The following is a 20,013-nucleotide window of genomic DNA, read 5'->3' as shown; positions in this document are numbered from 1 at the left end:
TATGGCAATCGTAGAAATCAAGGTTCCGGACATTGGCGACTTGGACGAAGTGGCCGTCATCGAACTGCTGGTCAAGGTGGGCGACACCATCAAGGCCGAGCAAAGCCTGATCACCGTGGAGAGCGACAAGGCCTCCATGGAAATCCCCGCCAGCGAAGGCGGCGTGGTCAAAGAACTGAAAGTGAAGCTCGGCGACAAGGTCAAGCAGGGCACCGTGGTGGTATTGCTGGAAGCCGCTGGCGCCGCCGCAGCTCCAGCTGCAGAGTCGAAACCGGCTCCAGCCCCCACCAACACTGCACCAGCAGCTCCTGTTTCTGTAGCGTCTGCTCCGGCGCCTGCAGCCTCCAGCTTTGGCGGCAGCGCCGATCTGGAATGCGATGTGGTGGTGATTGGCGGCGGCCCCGGCGGTTACTCCGCTGCCTTCCGCGCGGCCGACCTGGGCCTGAAGGTCATCGTGGTGGAGCGTTACGCCACGCTAGGCGGCGTGTGCCTGAATGTGGGTTGCATCCCCTCCAAGGCGCTGCTGCATGTGGCCGCCGTGATGGACGAAGTGAGCCACATGGCCGACCTGGGCGTGGACTTTGGCGCCCCTACGCTGAACATCGACAAGCTGCGCGGCCACAAGGAAAAGGTCATCGGCAAGCTGACCGGCGGCCTGGCCGCTATGGCCAAGATGCGCAAGGTCACGACCGTGCGCGGCTACGGCAACTTTGTCGGCGCCAACCACCTGGAAGTGGAAGAAACCAGTGGCACCGCGCAAGAGAAAACCGGCAGCAAGAAGGTCATCGCTTTCAAGCGCGCCATCATCGCCGCCGGCAGCCAGGCTGTGCGTTTGCCATTCATGCCCAACGACCCGCGCGTGGTGGACAGCACCGGCGCGCTGGCGCTGACCGGTGTTCCCAAGCGCATGCTGATCCTGGGCGGCGGCATCATCGGTCTGGAAATGGGCACCGTCTACAGCACACTGGGCGCCCGCCTGGACGTGGTGGAAATGCTGGACGGCCTGATGCAGGGCGCCGACCGCGACCTGGTCAAGATCTGGCAAAAGATGAACGCCAAGCGCTTCGACAACATCATGCTCAAGACCAAGACCGTGTCTGCACGCGCCTTGCCTGAAGGCATTGAGGTCACATTTGCACCAGCGGAAGAGGGCGGCACCGCCCCCGCACCGCAGGTGTATGACCTGGTGCTGCAGGCCGTGGGCCGCACGCCCAACGGCAAGAAGATCAGCGCCGAGAAGGCCGGCGTGGCCGTGACCGACCGCGGCTTCATCAACGTCGACATCCAGATGCGCACCAACGTGCCGCACATCTTCGCCATCGGCGACATCGTGGGTCAGCCCATGTTGGCGCACAAGGCGGTGCACGAGGCGCATGTGGCGGCCGAAGTGATTGCCGGTGAACTGCAAGGCAACAAGGAACTGGCAGCCGCGGCCTTCAACGCCCGTGTCATCCCCAGCGTGGCCTACACCGACCCCGAAGTGGCATGGGTCGGCCTCACCGAAGACCAAGCCAAGGCCCAAGGCATCAAGGTCAAGAAGGGCCTGTTCCCCTGGACCGCATCGGGCCGCGCCATTGCCAACGGCCGCGACGAAGGTGTGACCAAGCTGCTGTTCGACGATTCTCCTGAGGCCCACGGCCACGGCAAGATCTTGGGCGGCGGCATGGTGGGTACGCATGCTGGCGACATGATCGGCGAGATCGCGCTGGCGATTGAGATGGGTGCAGATGCGGTGGATATCGGTAAGACGATCCACCCGCATCCGACACTCGGCGAGAGCATCGGCATGGCGGCGGAGATCGCACACGGCAGCTGCACGGATGTGCCGCCGCAGAAGAAGTGATGCTGGTTAGTCGCTAAAAACGCTATTGTTTCAATAGCTGGCCGCGCAGATTCCGTAAGGGCTGCGCGGCTTTTTTACTTGTATTTCGCTTGTTTCAAGGACGGCCGTGCCTTCCCGCAAACTATTGGCTCTCCCGCTAGATCGGCAGCTTTTGCTGCGGTAGCGGAAGCGTCAAGACGATGGAGCTTCCCTGTGCGGAGCTATCGATGTGCAATTGGGCCCCCAGCACGCGGGCCCGTTTGTCCAGGCCGTGGAGCCCCTTGCCTGAGGCGCGGGCTTTCTCCGTCGCCACATCGAAGCCCTTGCCATCGTCGGCAATGCGAATAGTCAGCTCGGTTTCGGTGTTGCTGGCCTCTACCTTGATGGTCTTCGCGTTCGCGTGTTTGAGCGCGTTGGCCAGGCTTTCCTGGACGATGCGCAGCACGGGGAGCTTGTCCTGCAGTCGCAAGGGAAGGGGGTGGCTCAGTTGTTGGGTTTCCCATTGCAGGGTGATACCCGCGGCCTTGAGGCGCGGTTGCATGCGAAAACGCAGGTTGCCCAGGGCCAGAAGTAGCGAATCTTGAGAGTCTTGGGACGTGTCGATGGCCAGACGCAGGTCGTCGATACAGCTGCGCAGTAGTTCGTAGGTTTGGTGACTGCTGAGCTCACCTGCACGGGCCATGACCAGCGAGCTCACCAGCTGGGAGCCCAGGCCGTCGTGCATGTCTTGCATGATGCGACTGCGCTCCAGGGCCGCTGCGGCGGACTCTTGGGCTGCTCTTTCCAGCGCGTGCAGGCGGGACAACTCTTCCTTTTGTGCGGCGAGTTCCTGGGCCAGCTGCGCAGTGTGTTGGCGCTGGACACGCAGCGATGCCGTAAAGTCATTCACCAAAAAGAAGCACACGGCCAGAAACCACAAGGCGGCCACAAGGGGCAAAACGGGGACCTTGCCTGCCACCAGCGGGCTGCCCAGCAAACGCGTGATGTCCAGCAATGCCGCCGCACCCACGGTCATATAGGTCAGTAAAAAAACAGCGTGCTGCCAATGCCGATGCCGCACAGTCAGCTGCCACAGGCGCCAGGCAGGGTACAGGTTTGCAACGCAGAGGCCCAAGTACCACGTCAGCACATAAAGGGGCGGCAAGACGGTTCCTTGCCATGCCAATACGCCGCCGTACAGCGCGAGAAAGATGCCGCTCCAAATGGCGGCAAACCGGGCATAGGCTTTGTGGCTTACACCGCACTCATTCAGCATGTAGACCCCGCCCCCCATGGCAAAGGCTTGGATGCTGAAAAACAGGACCACATTCCAGACCATTTGCCACGTGTACGAAAGCACGGGCATAAAGAATGTCAGGCTGACCAACGCGTAGCCGGCCACCGCCACAAAGGTCCAGCCGTATTGGGTGTCTTTGCGGTTGTTGAGGAACAGACCCAGTTGCAGAAGGGCAATGACCGACGCGAAGACGCAGGTTATTTGCGCCAGTGTGTGCTGAAAAAACTGCATCGAACCTGTGAAGATCTGCCAATCGGTGGTCAAAGCAGGCCGCGCTGGCGCGCCTCAAATACCGCTTCGCCCCGAGAGTTCACTTCCAGCTTGCGGTACACCCGGCGTAAATAGCCGGTCACTGTGTGCCAGGTGATGCCCAGAACCTGGGCAATCTCCTCGTAGGTCAGGCCTTTTTCAATGAGACACAGCACTTCGTGTTCTCGCGGACTCAGCGCCTGCTCAGCAGGATATGGGTCCAGCGGCACAGGGCTTGTAGGGGTTGCCGCCAGTGCAGGTTGTGTTTTGAAGTGCTGCAGCACGCGGCGCGCAACGCTGGGGCTGATAGGGGAGCCACCGCCCACCAAATCGGCAATGTGTTGCGTTATTTCGTCTGCTGGGGCGTCCTTCAACAAGTAGCCCACGGCACCTGCCGCAAAACTGCTGACGATGTGTTCGTCATCCCCAAAGACGGTGACCACCATGGCCGATGCGCTAGGCTGGTTCTCTGTCACCCAGCGGATGAACTCGCGGCCGTCGGCGTCGGGCAGCCCAAGGTCCACCAAATAGACCTGTGCCTCATGGGTGCGTGCCAAGTCCTTGGCTTGCGCCACGGTCTGCGCGCTAAAGGCTAGTTGCAGGCCAGGGTCGGCGGTTATGACGGCCTCAAACATCTTGCGCACATGGGTTTCATCCTCTAGCACGGCGACGGTAATGGGGCGTGGCGCACCTTCAGGGCTGGCGGTCAGAGGGGAGGGGTGGGGGGGAACCATAGGGGTGAGCGTAAAGGGGCCAATGGCCATTGACAAGTAGATTGGGGTGCGCCCATGACCCCAATTTTGGGGCTACCGGCGAAACCGCTCGCCGTGAAGAATGCAGACCATGCCATGGCGGCGCGCAGGCTTGACGATTGCCTGATTGTTAATCGTTGCATCTCACCTTCAAGGAAAAGTCATCATGAAAAAAACCATCATCTCCGCAGCATTGCTCGCACTCACCGTTGCCGCTGCCTACGCACAGCCCGTCATGCGCGACGGCGTTCTGGCAGATGCGGCCGGTCGCACTGTCTACACCTTTGACAAGGACGCGCCGGGCAAGAGCAATTGCAGCGGCGGGTGCTTGGCAGCTTGGCCTGCCTTCATGGCCAAAGACGGTGCCAGCGCAAAAGGGGATTTCACCCTGATTGACGGCACTGGCGGCAAGCAGTGGGCCGTCAAAGGCATGCCACTGTATTATTTCGCAGGTGACAGCAAACCCGGTGAGCGCAATGGCGAAGGCAGTGGTGGCGTATGGCACACCGTGGGCAGTGCAGCCAAAGCAGCTGCTGCCACTAGCGCTTATTGATCACATTGGCATCTGGCCCCCGGTAGCATTGCGCGTAAAGCTATCTTATTGATAGCTAAATGCGCAATCTTTCGAGCGCACAACTATTTCACTTCAGGGCAACACACCATGCAACCTCGTCGCACTATCTTGCAAGGCTTGGCCCTCGGCAGCTTGTCTGCCTACATGGTAGAGGTCATGTCCATGGGGACCCGCCCTTTGGCGCCTGGCATACGCAGTATCAAGGGGAGCGTGCGCGTGAATGGTGTGCCTGCCAAGGAAGGGCAATTGGTGCTCACGGGCGACACTGTCGTCACTGGCAAGTCCAGCGAGGTCATCTACGTAATGGGCAACAACGCCTACCTGATGCGTGAAGACAGCCATGTGGAATTTGGCAGCGACGCCGCAGTGGGCATCTTGCGGGTGGTCACGGGCAAGATGTTGGCGGTATTTGGTCCGGGTGCCAAGCGCATCGTGATGCCGACCGCCACTGCAGGCATCCGTGGAACGGCCTGCTATATCGAAACGTCTGACACGCAAACCTACTTCTGTCTTTGCTATGGCACGGCAGATCTGACACCGACTGCGGACCATGGCCAAGCCCAAACGGTTGTCACCCGCTACCACGACTCGCCTTTCTATATCGGCTTGGACGCATCCCGCCCCTTGTTGACGGCTGCACCGGTCATCCACCACCGCGACTACGAGCTGACCATGCTCGAGGCTTTGGTCGGCCGCACGCCACCGTTTGCGGGCCAACAAACCTATAGCTACTAGGCGTACTTTGGGTTGCTACATCGCCGCGTTGCGACTTGGCGTGGCGGTTCGGTCTAGAAAATCTAAAAAAACCCCGTCTGGCGCACAATATTTCCGATTCTGAAACGTCATCAGAGGTATGGACTTGTTGATGCCCTTGTTGCCCCGCGTGAATGATTGACCAAAACAGCGACATCGCTGCCGTGGTGCTGCGCGAGCGCTCCCGGTTGGGGAATTTCATCCGGCACCGGGTGCGCAACCCGACGGATGCCGAAGACATCCTGCAAGACGTGTTCCATGAATTCGTGGAGGCCTATCGGCTTCCCGAACCGATTGAACAAGTCGGCGCATGGCTGTTCCAGGTGGCGCGCCATCGCATCATCGATCGCTTCCGCAAGAAAGGCGAGCAGTCTCTGAATGAGGCAACGGGTGATCCTGACGACGAGGACAGCGAGGTGTATCAACTCGATCTGGCGTTGCCGTCGCTGGACGCGGGGCCGGAGGCGCAGTACGCCCGATCCGTTTTGCTGAGGACGCTGCAGCTGGCCGTGGACGAGTTGCCGGACAACCAGCGGGATGTGTTTATGGCACACGAGATCGAGGGAAAAAGCTTCAAGGACATGGCCGCACAAAGTGGTGTTGCCGTGAACACCTTGTTGGCACGCAAGCGTTACGCGGTCGTGGCTTTGCGGGCGCGCTTGCAGGCGGTGTACGACGAATTTGAAACTTGAAATCTGACGACGTTTGAAGGAGAAGAAACATGAGATACAAATTTGGCTTTTGGCGCTATGTGGCGTGGCCTGCTTGGGGTCTGCTGGCGGCGGCGGTGATGAGCGGGGCGGTGATGCTGCTGTGGAACGCGGTGGCTCCCGCGCTCTTCGCGGATGCCCGGCAGATTGACTACCTGCACGCGCTGGGCTTGTTGGTGCTGTGCCGCATCCTCTTTGGTGGCTTTCGCGGCCACGGCGGTTGGCATGGGCGCAAGCGCTGGGACAAATGGCAGTCCATGACGCCCGAGGAGCGTGAGCAGTTCCATCGGCGAGGGCCCTGGGGCAGAACGGCAGGCGATCAGAAATGAGCACCAAGGCGTCCACCCCTACCGATGCCAAGGCCGCGCCCTTGAAGTTTTCGGCCTACCAGAAAACCGTCGTCGCCATCCTGGCGTTCCTGCAGTTCGCTGTCATTCTGGATTTCATGCTCATGGCGCCGCTGGGCGCGGTGATCATGCCCACGCTGGGCATCAGCCCCAGCCAGTTTGGGCTGGTGGTGTCTGCCTATGCGTTCAGCGCCGGTGTGGTGGGCTTGCTCACAGCGGGCTTTGCAGACCGCTACGACCGCAAGAAGTTGCTGCTGTTTTTCTACGCCGGTTTCATCCTCGGCACGCTGTGGTGCGGGCTGGCGCAAAGCTTTGAGACCTTGCTGATGGCACGCATCGTCACCGGCCTGTTTGGCGGCGTCATCGGCTCGGTGGTGCTGGCCATTGCGACCGACCTGTTCCCGCCCCAGATGCGCGGCCGTGTGATGGGGGTGGTGCAGACCGCCTTTGCGGCCAGCCAGGTGCTGGGCATCCCCGTCGGGCTGTACCTGTCGAACCAATGGAATTGGCACATGCCCTTTTTGGCGATGGCGGCGCTGGGCCTGCTCGGCGGTGTGGCCGTTGCCTGGGGCATGCGACCCATCGCCGACCATCTGAAACTGCCCCAAGAGCACAGCCCCTTGATGCACCTGTTCCACACCTTGACCGAGCGACGCTACCTGATCGCTTTTGCGACGACGACGTTGGTGGCTACCGGCGGGTTCATGCTGATGCCCTTCAGCAGCGCGTATACCGTCAGCAACCTGGGCATCAGCCTGGACCACTTGCCAACGGTGTATCTGATCACCGGCTTGTGCACCATTGTCTTCGGGCCTTTGATCGGCAGGGCGGCCGACGCGTTCGGCCAATTGCGCGTGTTCATGTTCGGCACGGCGGTAACGATCGTCATGGTGCTGGTCTACACGCACCTCGGTCCGGTGTCCCTGGCGGTGGTGGTGGTCGTCAATGCAGTCATGTTCGTGGGCATCTTCTCGCGCATGATTCCGTTCCGGGCGCTGATTGCCTCGGTACCCATCGCCTCGCAGCGCGGGTCGTTCAATGCGATCAGTGGCTCTCTGCAGCAGCTCTCTGGCGGAGTTGCTTCTGTCATCGCCGGGCACATTGTCACCATCGGAACCGACGGCAAGCTGCAGAACTTTGATGTCGCGGGCTATGTGGTGCTGGCAGCGTCGGTGGCCGCAGCGGTATTGCTGTGGCAGCTGCAGCGCGGCACAGAAAGCCAAGCGCTTGTTACCTGATGCGGATGTGTCGCTAAATCAGTAGCCAGTCGCGCAGATTCCGCAAGAGCTGCGCGATTTTTATGCCCCTATTTTTGGCGGCCCAAGCCACAATTTCAAAGTGATGGAAAATAGAGGGCTTTCCGCTCAGCTTTCCAACCCTTTAGCTCCTCCCCAGCTTGCCCATGTCAGACGTAAATTCCTCCAAGATATCTGTCGAAAAGATCGGCGGCACCTCCATGACCGCCTTTGGCGATGTGCTGCGCCACATCGTGCTGCACGACCCTGCACGCATCTACGGCCGCATTTACGTGGTGTCGGCCTATTCGGGCGTGACCAACCAGCTGCTGGAGCACAAAAAAACCGGCGAGCGCGGCATCTACGCCCTGTTTGCCGAGGGCAAGGGCTACCAGGATGCCTTGACGGGCCTGTCTGTCAGCCTGAAAAAGATCAACGCTGGCTACGCCGACATCGGCTTGCCGCTGGCCGTGGCCGATGCCTTTATCGACCAGCGCATTGCCCAGGCCCGCGAATACCTGGGGGCCATGCAGCATGTGCTGGCCAGCGGCTACCTCAGCCGCCACGACGTGCTGTTGGCTGCGCGTGAAGTGCTGGCTTCCATCGGCGAATCCCACAGCGCGTTCAACTCGGTGGAGATCCTCAAGGCCAATGGCGTGAAGGCCGTGCTGATGGATTTGGCGGGCTTTGACGACAACGAAGCCTGGACCATTGACGAGCGCATTGCCCACAGCTTCAAAGACCTGGACCTGGCCAACAACGTGATCGTGGCCACGGGCTACACCAAGGGTACGGAAGGCATCATGCGCGAGTTTGACCGCGGTTACTCCGAAGTCACCTTCAGCAAGATTGCCGTCGAAGTGCGACCAGCCGAGGCGGTGATCCACAAGGAATTCCACCTGTCGTCGGCCGACCCCAACCTCGTGGGCCTGGAAAACGCCATCGTGGTGGGCGCCACCAACTACGACGTGGCCGACCAGCTGGCCGACGTGGGCATGGAAGCCATCCACCCCAAGGCCTCCAAGCCCATGGAGCTCGCCGGCATCCCCATCCGCTTGAAGAACACCTTTGAGCCGGACCACCCCGGCACGCTGATCACCAAGGACTTTGTGGGCGAGCGTGCCCGGGTGGAAATCGTCACGGGTACGGACAAAGTCACGCTGATCGAAATCCACGACCCCAGCATGGTGGGCACCGTGGGCTTTGATGCCAGCCTGATGCAGGTGTTCTGCAAGCACGACATCAGCTACATCCTCAAAGCGACCAATGCCAACTCCATCGCCCACCTGGTGTGGGACAACCAGGTGACGGCCGAACTGGTGGCGGAACTCGAAGAGCTGTACCAGGTGGTGACGGTCAAGCCCAGCGCCATCGTGTGCACCATCGGCTCCAACATCGGCATTCCCGGTGTGCTGGCCAAGGCCGCGCAGGCACTGGCAGACGCACAGGTCAACGTGAATTGCGTGTCGCAAACCCTGCGCCAGGTGAACATGCAGTTTGTGATTGAGCGCGAGGACTACAAGACCGCCGTCAAGGCGCTCAACATGGCGCTGTGCGTCAACTCCGGCACGCCCGTGCCGCGCGTCTGATAGCCACTAAAAACGCTACAAATTTAGTAGCTGGCCGCGCAGATCCTACGGGGGCTGCGCGGCCTTTTTATTGGAACTTTTCGGGGCGCATAATGGCCAATGACCGACGCTTCCCCTCCCCACAAGCGCCGCGTGCGTTACGCGGGCACCCATCCCCGCCAGTTTGAAGAAAAATACAAAGAGCTGGACCCCACGCGCCATGCGGCAGAAGTGGACAAGGTCATGCAGCGTGGGCAAACGCCTGCGGGCATGCACCGCTCCATTTGCGTGGACGAAATCCTCGCCATCCTGAAGCCCGTGCCCGGTGAAACCGGGCTGGATCTCACTCTGGGCTTTGGCGGCCACACGCTGGCCATGCTGCCGCTGGTGCAGCCCGGTGGACGCATGTTTGGCATGGATGTCGATCCCATTGAGCTGCCCCGCACCACGGCGCGGCTGCGTGCCTTGGGCTTTGGCGAAGAAACGCTTATCGTCCACCGCGCCAACTTCAGTGAACTGGCCACCTTGCTGCCGCAAGCGGGCGGCGGTTTCGACTTTGTGCTGGCCGACCTGGGCGTGTCGTCCATGCAGATTGACAACCCGGCGCGGGGCTTTAGCTTTCGCGCCGATGGTCCGCTGGATTTGCGCCTGGACCCCAGCACCGGTCAGTCGGCCAGCGAGCTGCTGCTGTGCGTCACGCGGCACCGGCTGCGCGACCTGCTGACCGACAACTCCGACGAGCCCTTTGCCATCCCCTTGGCCGCAGCCCTGCAAGGCCAGTACCTGGAAACCACAGTGCAGCTGGCTGACCTCGTGCGGGCCACGATGGAGCTGGCGTACAAACGCAGCATGCCCGCTGAAGAGCGCCTGGTGGAAACCAAGAAGGTGTTGCAACGCACGTTTCAGGCGCTGCGCATTGAGGTGAATGACGAGTTTGGCGTGCTGGACACCATGTTGCTGAACCTTCCCGCCTGCCTGAAACCCGGTGGTCGCGTAGCGATCTTGAGCTTTCATTCTGGTGAAGACCGGCGCGTGAAAAAGTTTTTTCAAACCGGCGAGCGCAACGGCACTTTCAGCAGCGTGGCGGCCGATCCGATTCGCGCCTCGTACGACGAACAGCGCAGCAACCCGCGCTCCTCGTCGGCCAAGTTGCGCTGGGCCGTGCGGGCGCTGCACTAAGCTCCGCGGCCTCAGTAGCTGGTAACCCGGCGGTAACTGGCAGGGGCTGAAGGGCGGTCTCCCGTGCTATGGTTTCGCCATGCATTTACCCCAGCTCACCGACCGTATCGAGCAGGCAGCCCGCCAGTTGCCCGCCGATCCCGCGCTGCAGGCGCAGTTCAAAACCTGCGCCCTCAACACCATTGAGACCACGACCGAACGGCTGGACGATGGCACCACCTTCGTGTTCACTGGTGACATCCCGGCGCTGTGGCTGCGCGACTCGTCCGCCCAGGTGCGGCACTACCTGCTGCTGGCGGCCGATGTGCCCGAGGTGCAAGACCTGGTGGCCGGCCTGATTCGCCGCCAGATGGACTGCATCCTGCTGGACCCCTATGCCAACGCGTTTAACAAAGGCCCCACGGGCGGTGGCCACCCCGGTGACCTGACCGATGCGCACCCCATGGTGTGGGAACGCAAGTACGAGGTGGACTCTCTGTGTTACCCGCTGGACCTGGCCTGGCAGTTCTGGAAGCGCAGCGGGGTGACCTCCGTGTTTGACGACACCTGGCTAAAGGCGGTGCGCACGGTGGCGGCCCTGTTCCGCACAGAGCAGCGGCACTTCGAGGATTCGCCCTACCGGTTTGAACGCCCCCACGCGGTGCAAACCGACACCTTGCGCAACCAGGGCAGGGGCATGCCGGTGAACTACACCGGCATGACCTGGTCAGGCTTTCGGCCCAGCGACGATGCCTGCGAATTCGGCTACCTGATTCCGGCCAATATGTTTGCCGTGGTGGCGCTGCGGCACACGGCAGAGATCTTGCGCACGGTGTGCCAAGACGTTGCGCTGGCGACCGAGTTGGAAACTCTGGCCGAAGAGATCGACCACGGCATCCAGGCCTATGGCACGGTGCTGCACCCGGTCCACGGCAAGATCTACGCGTATGAGACTGACGGTTTTGGCAACCACCACCTGATGGATGACGCCAATGTGCCCAGCCTGCTGTCCATCCCCTATCTGGGTTACGCGCCGGCTGATGACCCGGTGGTGCAGAACACGCGTCGCTTTGTGCTCAGCCGCGACAACCCGTATTTTCAGCAAGGCAGCCGCGCCCAAGGCATTGGCAGCCCGCACACGCCGCGGGGCTTTGTGTGGCCCATTGGCCTGGCCATGCAGGGGCTGACCTCATCCGACCACCAGGAACGCCTGGCGCTGATTGCCATGCTGCGCGATTGCGATGCGGGCACGGGCCTGATGCACGAGAGCTTCCACCCCGACCGCCCCGAAGAGTTCACCCGCCCTTGGTTCGCCTGGGCCAACACGCTGTTTGCTGAGTTGCTGATCGAAACCTATGGGTTGAACCGGCGCTAGCGTTGACTACTCGGTGCAGACCATGTTGCGCCCGCCATGCTTGGCACGGTACAGCAGGGCATCGGCAGCTTCCAGCATGCGTTCAAAGCTGGCGGCCTGGGTGCCGCTGCACAGGCCCACGCTGATGGTGACGCGCAAGTCGGGGTGCACCTCATGCCAGGCGTAGGCTTCCACGCGTTGGCGCAGGGCTTCGCATACCTCGCGCGCGTGGACGAGATCGGCTTCGGGGAAGGCCACCACAAATTCTTCACCGCCGTAGCGCGCCACCAAATCCGAACTTCGCGTGCTTTGCTGCAGGATGTCGCCCAAGCGGCGTAGTACCTCGTCGCCGGTGGCGTGGGAGAAGCGGTCGTTGACGTTCTTGAAGTGGTCGATGTCGCACAGCATCACGCTAAAGGGGCGCTGGTAGCGCTGGGCACTGGCGAAGAACTGCGCGCACTGCGCATCAAAATGCCGGCGGTTGTGCAGGCCGGTCAGCGCATCGCGCAGGCTCAGCTCGCGCATCTGCGCGGCCATGGCCTCGATCTGTGCGTGGGACTGGCGCAGGTCTTCGTACTGCCGCGCGATCTCGTCGCTCATGCGGTTAAAGGCCTGGGCCAGCAGGCCCACTTCGTTGTCGGATTCCACGGGCACCTGCTGGCGCAGCGCCCCCTGGCCCATGGCTTGCACGGCCCCCGTCAGGCGGCGCAGAGAGCGGCTCAGCCGGTTGCCCAAAAACACACCCAACACCAGCGTGAGGGCCAGGCCCATGGTGGTGCCCAGCACCAACGATTCGCGCATGGCTGAGAGGTAGCCCAGGTCGAGGTCGGAGTAGTTGGGCTCCCCCTGCGGTGAGGAATAGGCGATCACCTTGTCGTCGAGCAGGATGGGAAACATGCGGGCGCGGTCTTCGTCGCGAATCGGGTCGCCAGGCTTGTAGGGTGCCAGTGTGAACAGTGAGCGGTAGTCCGCACCAAACAGGTAGAAGCGAAACGGGGGCCTGTGCATGCCACCACCCGGCGACGGTGGCGGGGGCTGGTTGCCGGGCTGGGCCACCAGCCCGGGGCCGACAGGGCGGGGCTCCGCCGGCGGCGGGAGTACGCCACCGCCGGCATCGGGTCGTGGAGGTGGGCGATGCCGTTCGGAAAAAGCCCGAAAGCCCTCCACCTTCTGGCCTTCCTCCCAGCTGCCATAGGTCTTGAAATATTTCTGGACATCGTTGGTGAAGTTTTTACTGGACTCCTGCATGACCAGGGTGTTGAACTTCTTCATCAGCCGCTGGTAGGTCAGCCCGCCCACGATGGCGGTGGACGCCAGGCTGGTGACCAGCAGGCAGGCAATGAGTTCGGTGCGCAGCGACAGGTTCCAGCGCGGAAGCAAAGTAGCCATGGGGTTCCTCAAACAATCAACGGGCGGTATTCAGGGCGGACTGCAACGCGTCCACACTGATGCCGAGCTTGGTGGCGGCGGCACGCAGGTCCGGTGGGGGCGGGCCCAAAGCCTCACGCAATTTTTGTGCACTGATGCCTAGAGCGGCGGCGGCCTTGTTCAGGTCGGGTGGTGCACCACCAGGGCCAGCAGGGCCACCAGGACCGTTTGGAGGCGCACCGGCAGCGCCCTCAGGCGGTCGGCCACCTGGGCCTTGCATGTTGCGCTGTGGGCGCGGGCCGCTGATGGTGGTGACGTCGGCCTGCTTGTAGCTCCCGCGCAGGCAGCCCGCGGTGTAGGGGAAGTCTGGCGTGGCGTGGTAGTGGTACATGGCCACCTGCTTGCCTTCCCAAGTGATGGTGTGCGTGTGGCCGTGGCATTCGTCCAGGTCTTTGCTGGCCAGGGCCTGTCCTTTTTCGCCGTACGAGCCGTAAATACCGAAGCCGTCCAGCAAATAGCCCACCAGCGCGGAGTGCCCCGTCGGCTCGCGTGTGTCGGCCACGCAGTTGCTGAGGCTGTGGTAGTGGTACACACCCGATTCCTGCGGGTGGCCCTGGCAGGCGTCCTGGGTTTCGTGGGCCACCGCGTCGCGGCCTGGCGCATCCAAGGCGTTGAACAGCACGGAGCCGCTCAACAAAAATCCAATCGCCCCTGGCACGCAGGTGGCCTGCGCTGCCAGTGCGGGCCACAGCGGCAGCGTTACTTGCATGGTCTGCGCCTTGATGCTGTTGGGGTTGCGGTCGTAGCGGTACGCATCGCTGTTGCTGGGGACCGGAAAGGTGCCCGTGGCGTGGCTGGGCAGGTCGTTGCCGCTGAACACGCGTTGCTCGTTCTGAATGCTGAGCTTGAACTGAGAAGGCCAGTTCACCTGCCCCGGCACCACGGGCTTGGTGGTCAGGTCGTAGGTGCCTTTGGCGCTGTTGATCCACGGCCCGACCTGCTGGGCGCCACCGGCCTGCGGGTCGGTATGGCAGGCCCAAATCCAACCCACTTTGGGCGACTGCGAAATCTTGCCGTCGCCCAGGGGCAGGGCGGTCAGGTCATGGCTGTGCCCCGAACCGGAAGCAAGAACCCACACCAGGGCGGTCACTGTCTTTTTTTTCATCCAAGGCTCCCACAGGTTGCGCTGAGTGGGCCCAAGGATAAGGCATCAAAGTCTGCAGCCGGTGCTTCAGCGCCGGCACGTAAGTCGTCTACAGATCCAGCGGCAGGGGATGCACAACACGCAGTTCGGATTCGTCCTTGAAATGGATGGTCCAGAACGTGGGCCTGTGCGGCACGTTGGGAACGATATAGCTCACGTTTTGCGCAGCAATGTGCACTGCGCTGGCGCCCTCGGGTGGCTCACCGGCGTGGTAATGCCGCCAGGTAGTTACCAGTAGCGGCAGCTGCACCAGCACCTGGCTCAGGGATTCGGTGATACGGATGCCATCGGTTTGCAGCCCCATCACCTGGATCGCGGTTTTGCCAATCTGCGTGGCAGGCGGCTCTTCCACGTAGAGGACGGCATCGGTGTTGATATGCACCTCGTCCTCGGTGGCGGGGTCGGTGGCCTTGTGGAAATGTGCAATGGGCATATCGATCCTCTGTGTGGTCGTGAATTGACCGAAGGTCCATGCTCGGCGATAGGCGTGGTCTTTGCCGTGTGCTGGCACACAAATGGTGCTGGGGGGGGGCGGGCAGGAGGTGTTGGCGTAAAAGGCAGGTAAAGACTGGATTTTGACTTTATTTAGAAAGCATTTAGATATATCATAATTGCATCTGAATAAGGAGAAAACACATGCGGCACCACCAACACTTCAACTACCACATGCGCTCCAGCGAGCACGGCGACGGTATGGGCGGCGGGCGCGGTGGCGGCCGCATTTTCAGCCACGGCGGCCTGCGCTTTGTGCTGCTGCAACTCATCAGCGACAAACCCAGCCATGGTTATGAACTCATCAAACTCATCGAAGACCGCCTGGGCGGCAGCTACAGCCCCAGCCCCGGCACGGTGTACCCCACGCTGACGCTGCTGGAAGAGCAGGGCTACCTGCAAGGCGAAAGTGCTGACGCCGGCGGCCGCAAGCGCTACGCCATTACCGATGCGGGCAAGGCCTTTCTGGAAGAGAACCGGGCGTTGACCGACGCCATGCTGGCCCGCCTGAATGGCGGGGTGGACGGCGCCGGTGCCCGTGGTGGCCGCCCGCCGCAGGTGATGCGTGCGATTGAAAACCTGAAGCTGGCCATGCGCATGCGCCTGTCGCGCGAAGCGCTGACGCCCGACCAGGCCAACGCCTTTGCCGCCGTGCTGGACCACGCGGCCCAACAGCTGGAGAAAATCTGATGTCGGCCGATCTGACGTCCCAACGCGTACGCCACCCCCTGCGCTTTCGCCAGCTGCAGGTAAGCCGCGTAGAGCGCCTCACGCCGCACCTGGTACGCGTCACATTGGCTGGCGACGACCTCGAAGGCTTTGTGAGCCTGGGCTTTGACGACCACGTCAAACTCTTTTTCCCTGACCCGGTGACTGGCGTGTTGGCTTTGCCCACCGTGGGTGCCGAAGGCCCTGTGTGGCCCGAGGGCACACGCCCCACCATGCGCGACTACACGCCCCACCACTTTGACCCTGTGGCCCGCACGCTGCAGATTGACTTTGCGCTGCACCAGCCCGGTGGCCCGGCCACCGAGTGGGCGGCGCAGGCCCAGGTGGGCCAGACGCTGGGCGTGGGCGGCCCGCGCGGTTCGCTCATCGTGCCCACGGGGTTTGACTGGCATTTGCTGATGGGCGACGACACCGCCTTGCCTGCCATCGCCCGGCGCCTGGCAGAGCTGCCCGCGGGCGCGCGTGCCGAAGTACTCATTGAAGTGGAGGGCCCTGCCGACCACATCGCGCTGCCCAGTGCCGCCACGCTGAGTGTGCAGTGGGTGTACCGCAGCGGCACGGGCGCCGATGCGCTGCCGCTGCTGGAGGCACTGCGCCGCACCGCCATGCCGGCCGGTGTGTTCCATGCGTGGATCGGTTGCGAGTCCATGCAGGCCAAGGCTTTGCGTGCCTACCTGACGACCGACTGCATGGCCAACCCACAGTGGATTCGCGCCTCCAGCTACTGGCGCAGGGGCAGTGCGGATTCGCACGAGTCGCTGGACAAGTAAGTCGTCGATCCCGTTGAATTGCTACGAATTCAGTAGCGAAATTGCAGATTGCCGAAGCCTCGGACAGCGCTGGTATTTCTCTTTTTCTGTAGCATTGACTCCCGCACCGATGTGTAGAGAATCAGAGCCATGCAAATGTCGTCCTTGCCCGAGGTCAACCCTTCGTTTCCCCTCAATTTCGTACCGCTCAACGGCACGCCACAGGATTGCGAAGACTGTGGAAAAGCCGAACGCTTGGGATTTCAGTTTGAGTACGCTTACCAACCCATCGTAGACCTGGAAAGCGGCCGCATCTTTGCGCACGAGGCCCTGGTTAGAGGCCCCGGCGGAGAGGGGGCCATGACGGTGTTGTCACAGGTCAATGACCAAAACCGCTACCGCTTTGACCAGTCCTGCCGCGTCAAGGCGATCAAAGGCGCTGCAGAGCTGGGTATCCAGCAACCGGTGTCCATTAACTTTCTTCCCAACGCCATCTACAAGCCTGAGGTGTGTATCCGCACCACCCTGGAGGCTGCGAGGGCCCACAACTTCCCGCTGGAACAGATCATCTTTGAAGTGACCGAAGGCGAGCGCATCGAGGATGGGCCCTGGTTTGCCTCCATCCTGCGCGAGTACAAACGCTGCGGCTTCAAGACCGCCATCGACGATTTTGGGGCAGGGTATGCGGGCATGAAGCTGCTGTCAGACTTTCAACCGGACATCATCAAAATTGACATGGACCTGATTCGCAACGTCGACACCAACCGTGCCCGCCAAGCCATCGTGCGCAGCTTGGTCTATCTGTGCAAGGACATGAACATACAAGTTGTCGCCGAAGGCATAGAGACGCTGGGCGAGCGGGACTTCCTGCGTGACGCCGGCATCCATCTCATGCAGGGGTATCTGTTTGCCAAACCAGCTTTTTGTGCCATCGCAGAACTGAATGCCTCGGCGTTGGATGTCAAACACCAGTGAGCCTCTGCGCCGGTGGCATGTCCACCACCAGCAGGCAAATTTGCTGCAAATTTAGTAGCTGCTCGCGCAATATCCACGCGGGCTTAAGGCTATTTTGATTTGAAATTCATAGGGCCATGAGCCAGTCGCGAAAGCGGCCCATGGCCGGGTCCATCAGGGTTTCGGGCCGGTAGACCAAGTAGTAGGCCATGGGCGAATGCAGCGCCGGGGCCTGCACGCTGAGCAGTCGGCCTGCGGTGATTTCGGTCGCCACCAGCCCGGAGCGCACCAGCGCATAGCCCAAGCCCGCCAGCGCGGCTTCGATGGCGGCGTTCGAATCCACAAACACCACGCCACCACTGCTGTCCACCTGCTTCAGGCCTTGCGCATCCAGCCACAGCCGCCAGTCTTTGCGGCCCTCGTCGTGCAGCAGCTGGTGGGCCTGAATGTCTGCCGGTTGGACCGAGGTGCGTGGCTGTACGAGCTTAGGGCTGCAGACGGCGATGTAGTCGTCTTCCATCAGCGCCTCCGTCCGTAGACCGGGGTAGCGGCCCAGGCCGTGGCGGATGGCAAAGTGCACGCCCTCGCTGTGCAAGTCCACCATGCGGTTGGTGGTGCTCACGTGCACATCAATCTTCGGTGCCTCTTGCATAAAACCCTGCAGCCGTGGCACCAGCCACTGCGCGGCAAATGATGGGGTGCAGCTCACCACAATGGTCTGGCGCTGGGTCTGGGTGAGCTTGGCCGTGGCGCGGCCAATCAGGGCCAGCGCCTCCTGGCAACTGGCCTGGTAATCGCGCCCGGCGGGCGTCAGCACCAGGCCACGCGGCAGGCGCTCAAACAGCGGACAACCCAAAAAGTCTTCCAACTTGCGCAGCTGCTGTGACACCGCGCCCGGCGTCACACAGAGCTCTTCGGCCGCCAGTTTGACGCTGAGGCGGCGCGCCGTGGCCTCAAAGAAGCGCAGGGCCAGCAGAGGTGGAAGTTGCATGATGAATTAGAAAAACTAAATCTCTGTTGACTATAAATCGTTTGCTTTGGCTAAACCATAACGCAAAAATCAACGCCATTACCACTTGTTTTGGATACACCATGAATGCTGCCAACCTGACCCGATTGCTACTGCTTGCCGCCCTGTGGGGTGGGAGTTTTCTGTTCCTGCGGATTGCGGCGCCCGTGCTCGGGGCCATGCCCACGGCGTTTGGCCGTGTGGTGCTGGGAACCTTGGGGCTGCTGGGCGTGGCCGCAGTCATGAAGCTGCCGCTGGCTTTTGGCGGCAAGTTCAGGGCCACGCTGGTACTGGGGGCCATCAACTCCGGCATTCCGTTTCTGATGTTTGCGTTCGCGGCGCGCATTCTGCCGGCTGGCTATAGCGCCATCCTGAACGCCACCACACCGCTGATGGGTGTGGCCATCGGTGTATTGGCGTTTGGTGAGATCCTGACCTGGCCCAAGGCCCTGGGCGTGTTCGTCGGCCTGGGCGGCGTGGCCATCCTCACCGGCGCGGGCCCTGTGGAACTGAATGCGGCCACGCTGTGGGGCGTGGCGGTCTGCATGGTGGCCACCGCCTGCTATGGCCTGGCGGGTTTTCTCACCAAGCGCTGGATCACGCTGCGCGGAGGGCTGGACGCCCGCATCGTGGCGCTGGGCAGTCAGCTGGGGGCCGTGGTCTTGCTGCTGCCGTTTGCCATTTGGGATACGGCCACGCACCCCGTGGCCTGGGGCGAGGTGGGTGTCAGCGTATGGCTGGCCATGCTGGCGATGGGGTTGCTGTGTACCTCCCTGGCCTACGTGCTGTATTTCAAGCTCATCGCCGAAGTGGGTCCCATGAAGGCCCTCACCGTCACCTTTCTCATCCCGCTGTTTGGCGTGCTGTGGGGGGCATTGGTGCTGCATGAATCCGCCACCGTTGCGCACGCCCTGGGCGGTGGTTTGATTGCCGTGGCCTTGTGGCTGGTGCTGCGGCCCGCCGTGGTGGCGCCTGTGGCCGCTAGTCGGGCACAGCCACCAGCACAAACTTGATGGTCACGGCATCCACCACCAGCAGGGCGCCCAGCGCAATGCTCAGTGGGGTGATGCCAAAGTCGGTTTGCTTGATCTCGAACGCGCCTTTAATGCGCAGGCCCGTGTCAGTGGGTTGCAAGGTGACTGGCACGGTGACCTGGCGGATCTGGTCCTTGATACGCAGACTGGCAATGACCACGGGGGCGTGGGCATGGCCCTGCACGCGCACCGAGGTAATGCGGATCTCCGGGTAGCGCGCACCATCCAGCAAGGTGTCGCGCAGCATATTGGCCTTGGTGCCTTGCTTGGCGTCTTCACTCACATTGAGCGGAAAGTCCTCACCCTCGGAGGCCCGCGCTGTGTCGTCGTCCATCACCAGGTCGTTCACCGGCACGGTGATGTCAAAGCCCGAGTCTTCCTGCGTTGCCCCTTGCCACACGCGGCCCTGCAGGTTGTGCGAACTCACCACATGGTTGTGGCCCAGCCGCGCCATGGGGCCACCGCGGTAGACCAGGATATGCAGGGTGGAGGCCGTGGGGTCGATGCGGTAGGACTGGGCTGGCGCCTTGGTCGGTGAGGCCAGCGGACTGGCGGGCGGCGATGGCAGGCTGGGCGCTACCGCTGTGCACGATGCCAGCGCCGCCAGGCACACCAGAGCCAGCCAGGGCAAACAGGGAGAGGGGGGGATGTGTCGCATCTAGGGATGGAGGCAAGA

At 62.1% G+C, this 20,013-nt stretch carries 20 protein-coding genes; 13 read left to right on the top strand and 7 right to left on the bottom strand.

Going from position 1 to position 20,013, the window contains the following annotated elements:
- The first annotated feature begins 1 nt into the window (after position 1).
- The gene (gene lpdA, locus AC097R_RS13950) at positions 2 to 1,843 is read left to right on the top strand and encodes a dihydrolipoyl dehydrogenase (RefSeq protein WP_479598744.1); all 1,842 of its coding nucleotides are present in this window, start codon (positions 2 to 4) and stop codon (positions 1,841 to 1,843) included.
- 136 nt (positions 1,844 to 1,979) lie between these two features.
- Here lpdA and AC097R_RS13945 read toward each other — a convergent pair whose 3' ends face one another.
- Together AC097R_RS13945 and AC097R_RS13940 are read right to left on the bottom strand one after the other, a co-directional pair.
- Positions 1,980 to 3,329: a sensor histidine kinase gene (locus tag AC097R_RS13945; protein WP_479598743.1), complete on the bottom strand. Its 1,350-nt coding sequence runs from the start codon at positions 3,327 to 3,329 to the stop codon at positions 1,980 to 1,982.
- A gap of 29 nt (positions 3,330 to 3,358) precedes the next feature.
- Entirely contained in the window at positions 3,359 to 4,081 is a 723-nt protein-coding gene (locus tag AC097R_RS13940) for a response regulator (RefSeq protein WP_479598742.1), read from the bottom strand.
- A 184-nt stretch (positions 4,082 to 4,265) separates the two neighbouring features.
- On the opposite strand from AC097R_RS13940, the gene AC097R_RS13935 reads away from it, so the two are divergent.
- The 8 genes from AC097R_RS13935 (at position 4,266) to AC097R_RS13900 (ending at position 11,819) form a co-directional block, all read left to right on the top strand.
- Positions 4,266 to 4,652 carry a COG4315 family predicted lipoprotein gene (locus tag AC097R_RS13935; protein WP_479598741.1) on the top strand — a complete coding sequence of 129 codons (387 nt, stop codon included), beginning with the start codon at positions 4,266 to 4,268 and terminating at the stop codon, positions 4,650 to 4,652.
- 108 nt (positions 4,653 to 4,760) lie between these two features.
- Positions 4,761 to 5,408 carry a FecR family protein gene (locus tag AC097R_RS13930; RefSeq protein WP_479598740.1) on the top strand — a complete coding sequence of 216 codons (648 nt, stop codon included), beginning with the start codon at positions 4,761 to 4,763 and terminating at the stop codon, positions 5,406 to 5,408.
- A 152-nt stretch (positions 5,409 to 5,560) separates the two neighbouring features.
- Positions 5,561 to 6,118 carry an RNA polymerase sigma factor gene (locus AC097R_RS13925; protein WP_479598739.1) on the top strand — a complete coding sequence of 186 codons (558 nt, stop codon included), beginning with the start codon at positions 5,561 to 5,563 and terminating at the stop codon, positions 6,116 to 6,118.
- 29 nt (positions 6,119 to 6,147) lie between these two features.
- The gene (locus AC097R_RS13920) at positions 6,148 to 6,465 is read left to right on the top strand and encodes a hypothetical protein (RefSeq protein WP_479598738.1); all 318 of its coding nucleotides are present in this window, start codon (positions 6,148 to 6,150) and stop codon (positions 6,463 to 6,465) included.
- On the top strand, positions 6,462 to 7,721 hold the full coding sequence (locus AC097R_RS13915) for an MFS transporter (RefSeq protein ID WP_479598737.1): 1,260 nt from the start codon (positions 6,462 to 6,464) through the stop codon (positions 7,719 to 7,721). The genes AC097R_RS13920 and AC097R_RS13915 overlap by 4 nt, the downstream gene beginning before the upstream one ends.
- Positions 7,722 to 7,885: 164 nt before the next feature.
- Entirely contained in the window at positions 7,886 to 9,307 is a 1,422-nt protein-coding gene (locus AC097R_RS13910; RefSeq protein WP_479598736.1) for an aspartate kinase, read from the top strand.
- Positions 9,308 to 9,406: 99 nt separating this feature from the next.
- A complete protein-coding gene (rsmH, locus tag AC097R_RS13905; protein ID WP_479598735.1) occupies positions 9,407 to 10,465 on the top strand; it encodes a 16S rRNA (cytosine(1402)-N(4))-methyltransferase RsmH in 1,059 nt (352 codons plus the stop codon).
- 79 nt (positions 10,466 to 10,544) lie between these two features.
- Positions 10,545 to 11,819: a glycoside hydrolase family 125 protein gene (locus AC097R_RS13900; protein WP_479598734.1), complete on the top strand. Its 1,275-nt coding sequence runs from the start codon at positions 10,545 to 10,547 to the stop codon at positions 11,817 to 11,819.
- Positions 11,820 to 11,825: 6 nt separating this feature from the next.
- On the opposite strand, the gene AC097R_RS13895 is transcribed toward AC097R_RS13900, so the two are convergent.
- From AC097R_RS13895 to AC097R_RS13885, 3 genes are all read right to left on the bottom strand, one after another.
- Positions 11,826 to 13,187, bottom strand: a complete 1,362-nt coding sequence (locus tag AC097R_RS13895) for a diguanylate cyclase (RefSeq protein WP_479598733.1) — start codon at positions 13,185 to 13,187, stop codon at positions 11,826 to 11,828.
- Between the two features lie 16 nt (positions 13,188 to 13,203).
- The gene (locus tag AC097R_RS13890) at positions 13,204 to 14,331 is read right to left on the bottom strand and encodes a YHYH protein (RefSeq protein WP_479598732.1); all 1,128 of its coding nucleotides are present in this window, start codon (positions 14,329 to 14,331) and stop codon (positions 13,204 to 13,206) included.
- 88 nt (positions 14,332 to 14,419) lie between these two features.
- Positions 14,420 to 14,803, bottom strand: a complete 384-nt coding sequence (locus AC097R_RS13885; protein ID WP_479598731.1) for a hypothetical protein — start codon at positions 14,801 to 14,803, stop codon at positions 14,420 to 14,422.
- Between the two features lie 203 nt (positions 14,804 to 15,006).
- On the opposite strand from AC097R_RS13885, the gene AC097R_RS13880 reads away from it, so the two are divergent.
- The 3 genes from AC097R_RS13880 (at position 15,007) to AC097R_RS13870 (ending at position 17,315) form a co-directional block, all read left to right on the top strand.
- Positions 15,007 to 15,552 carry a PadR family transcriptional regulator gene (locus AC097R_RS13880; RefSeq protein WP_479598730.1) on the top strand — a complete coding sequence of 182 codons (546 nt, stop codon included), beginning with the start codon at positions 15,007 to 15,009 and terminating at the stop codon, positions 15,550 to 15,552.
- Positions 15,552 to 16,361: a siderophore-interacting protein gene (locus tag AC097R_RS13875; RefSeq protein WP_479598729.1), complete on the top strand. Its 810-nt coding sequence runs from the start codon at positions 15,552 to 15,554 to the stop codon at positions 16,359 to 16,361. Before AC097R_RS13880 ends, AC097R_RS13875 begins: the two co-directional genes overlap by 1 nt.
- 135 nt (positions 16,362 to 16,496) lie before the next feature.
- Positions 16,497 to 17,315: an EAL domain-containing protein gene (locus tag AC097R_RS13870; RefSeq protein ID WP_479599552.1), complete on the top strand. Its 819-nt coding sequence runs from the start codon at positions 16,497 to 16,499 to the stop codon at positions 17,313 to 17,315.
- Between the two features lie 106 nt (positions 17,316 to 17,421).
- On the opposite strand, the gene gcvA is transcribed toward AC097R_RS13870, so the two are convergent.
- Positions 17,422 to 18,285 carry a transcriptional regulator GcvA gene (gene gcvA / locus AC097R_RS13865; RefSeq protein WP_479598728.1) on the bottom strand — a complete coding sequence of 288 codons (864 nt, stop codon included), beginning with the start codon at positions 18,283 to 18,285 and terminating at the stop codon, positions 17,422 to 17,424.
- A 101-nt stretch (positions 18,286 to 18,386) separates the two neighbouring features.
- On the opposite strand from gcvA, the gene AC097R_RS13860 reads away from it, so the two are divergent.
- Positions 18,387 to 19,316 (top strand): DMT family transporter, encoded by a 930-nt coding sequence (locus AC097R_RS13860; RefSeq protein WP_479598727.1) that lies wholly within the window; start codon positions 18,387 to 18,389, stop codon positions 19,314 to 19,316.
- Here the strand turns inward: AC097R_RS13860 and AC097R_RS13855 are convergent.
- Positions 19,285 to 19,968, bottom strand: coding sequence for a YceI family protein (locus tag AC097R_RS13855; protein WP_479598726.1), 684 nt, complete (start codon positions 19,966 to 19,968; stop codon positions 19,285 to 19,287). The two genes, AC097R_RS13860 and AC097R_RS13855, sit on opposite strands and share 32 nt — an antisense overlap.
- Positions 19,969 to 20,013: the final 45 nt, after the last annotated feature.

The organism is Rhodoferax sp. ZS1R25 (assembly GCF_056521335.1).
The sequence above is the reverse complement of the archived record's forward strand: the minus strand, read 5'-3'. Positions and strand labels throughout refer to the sequence as shown.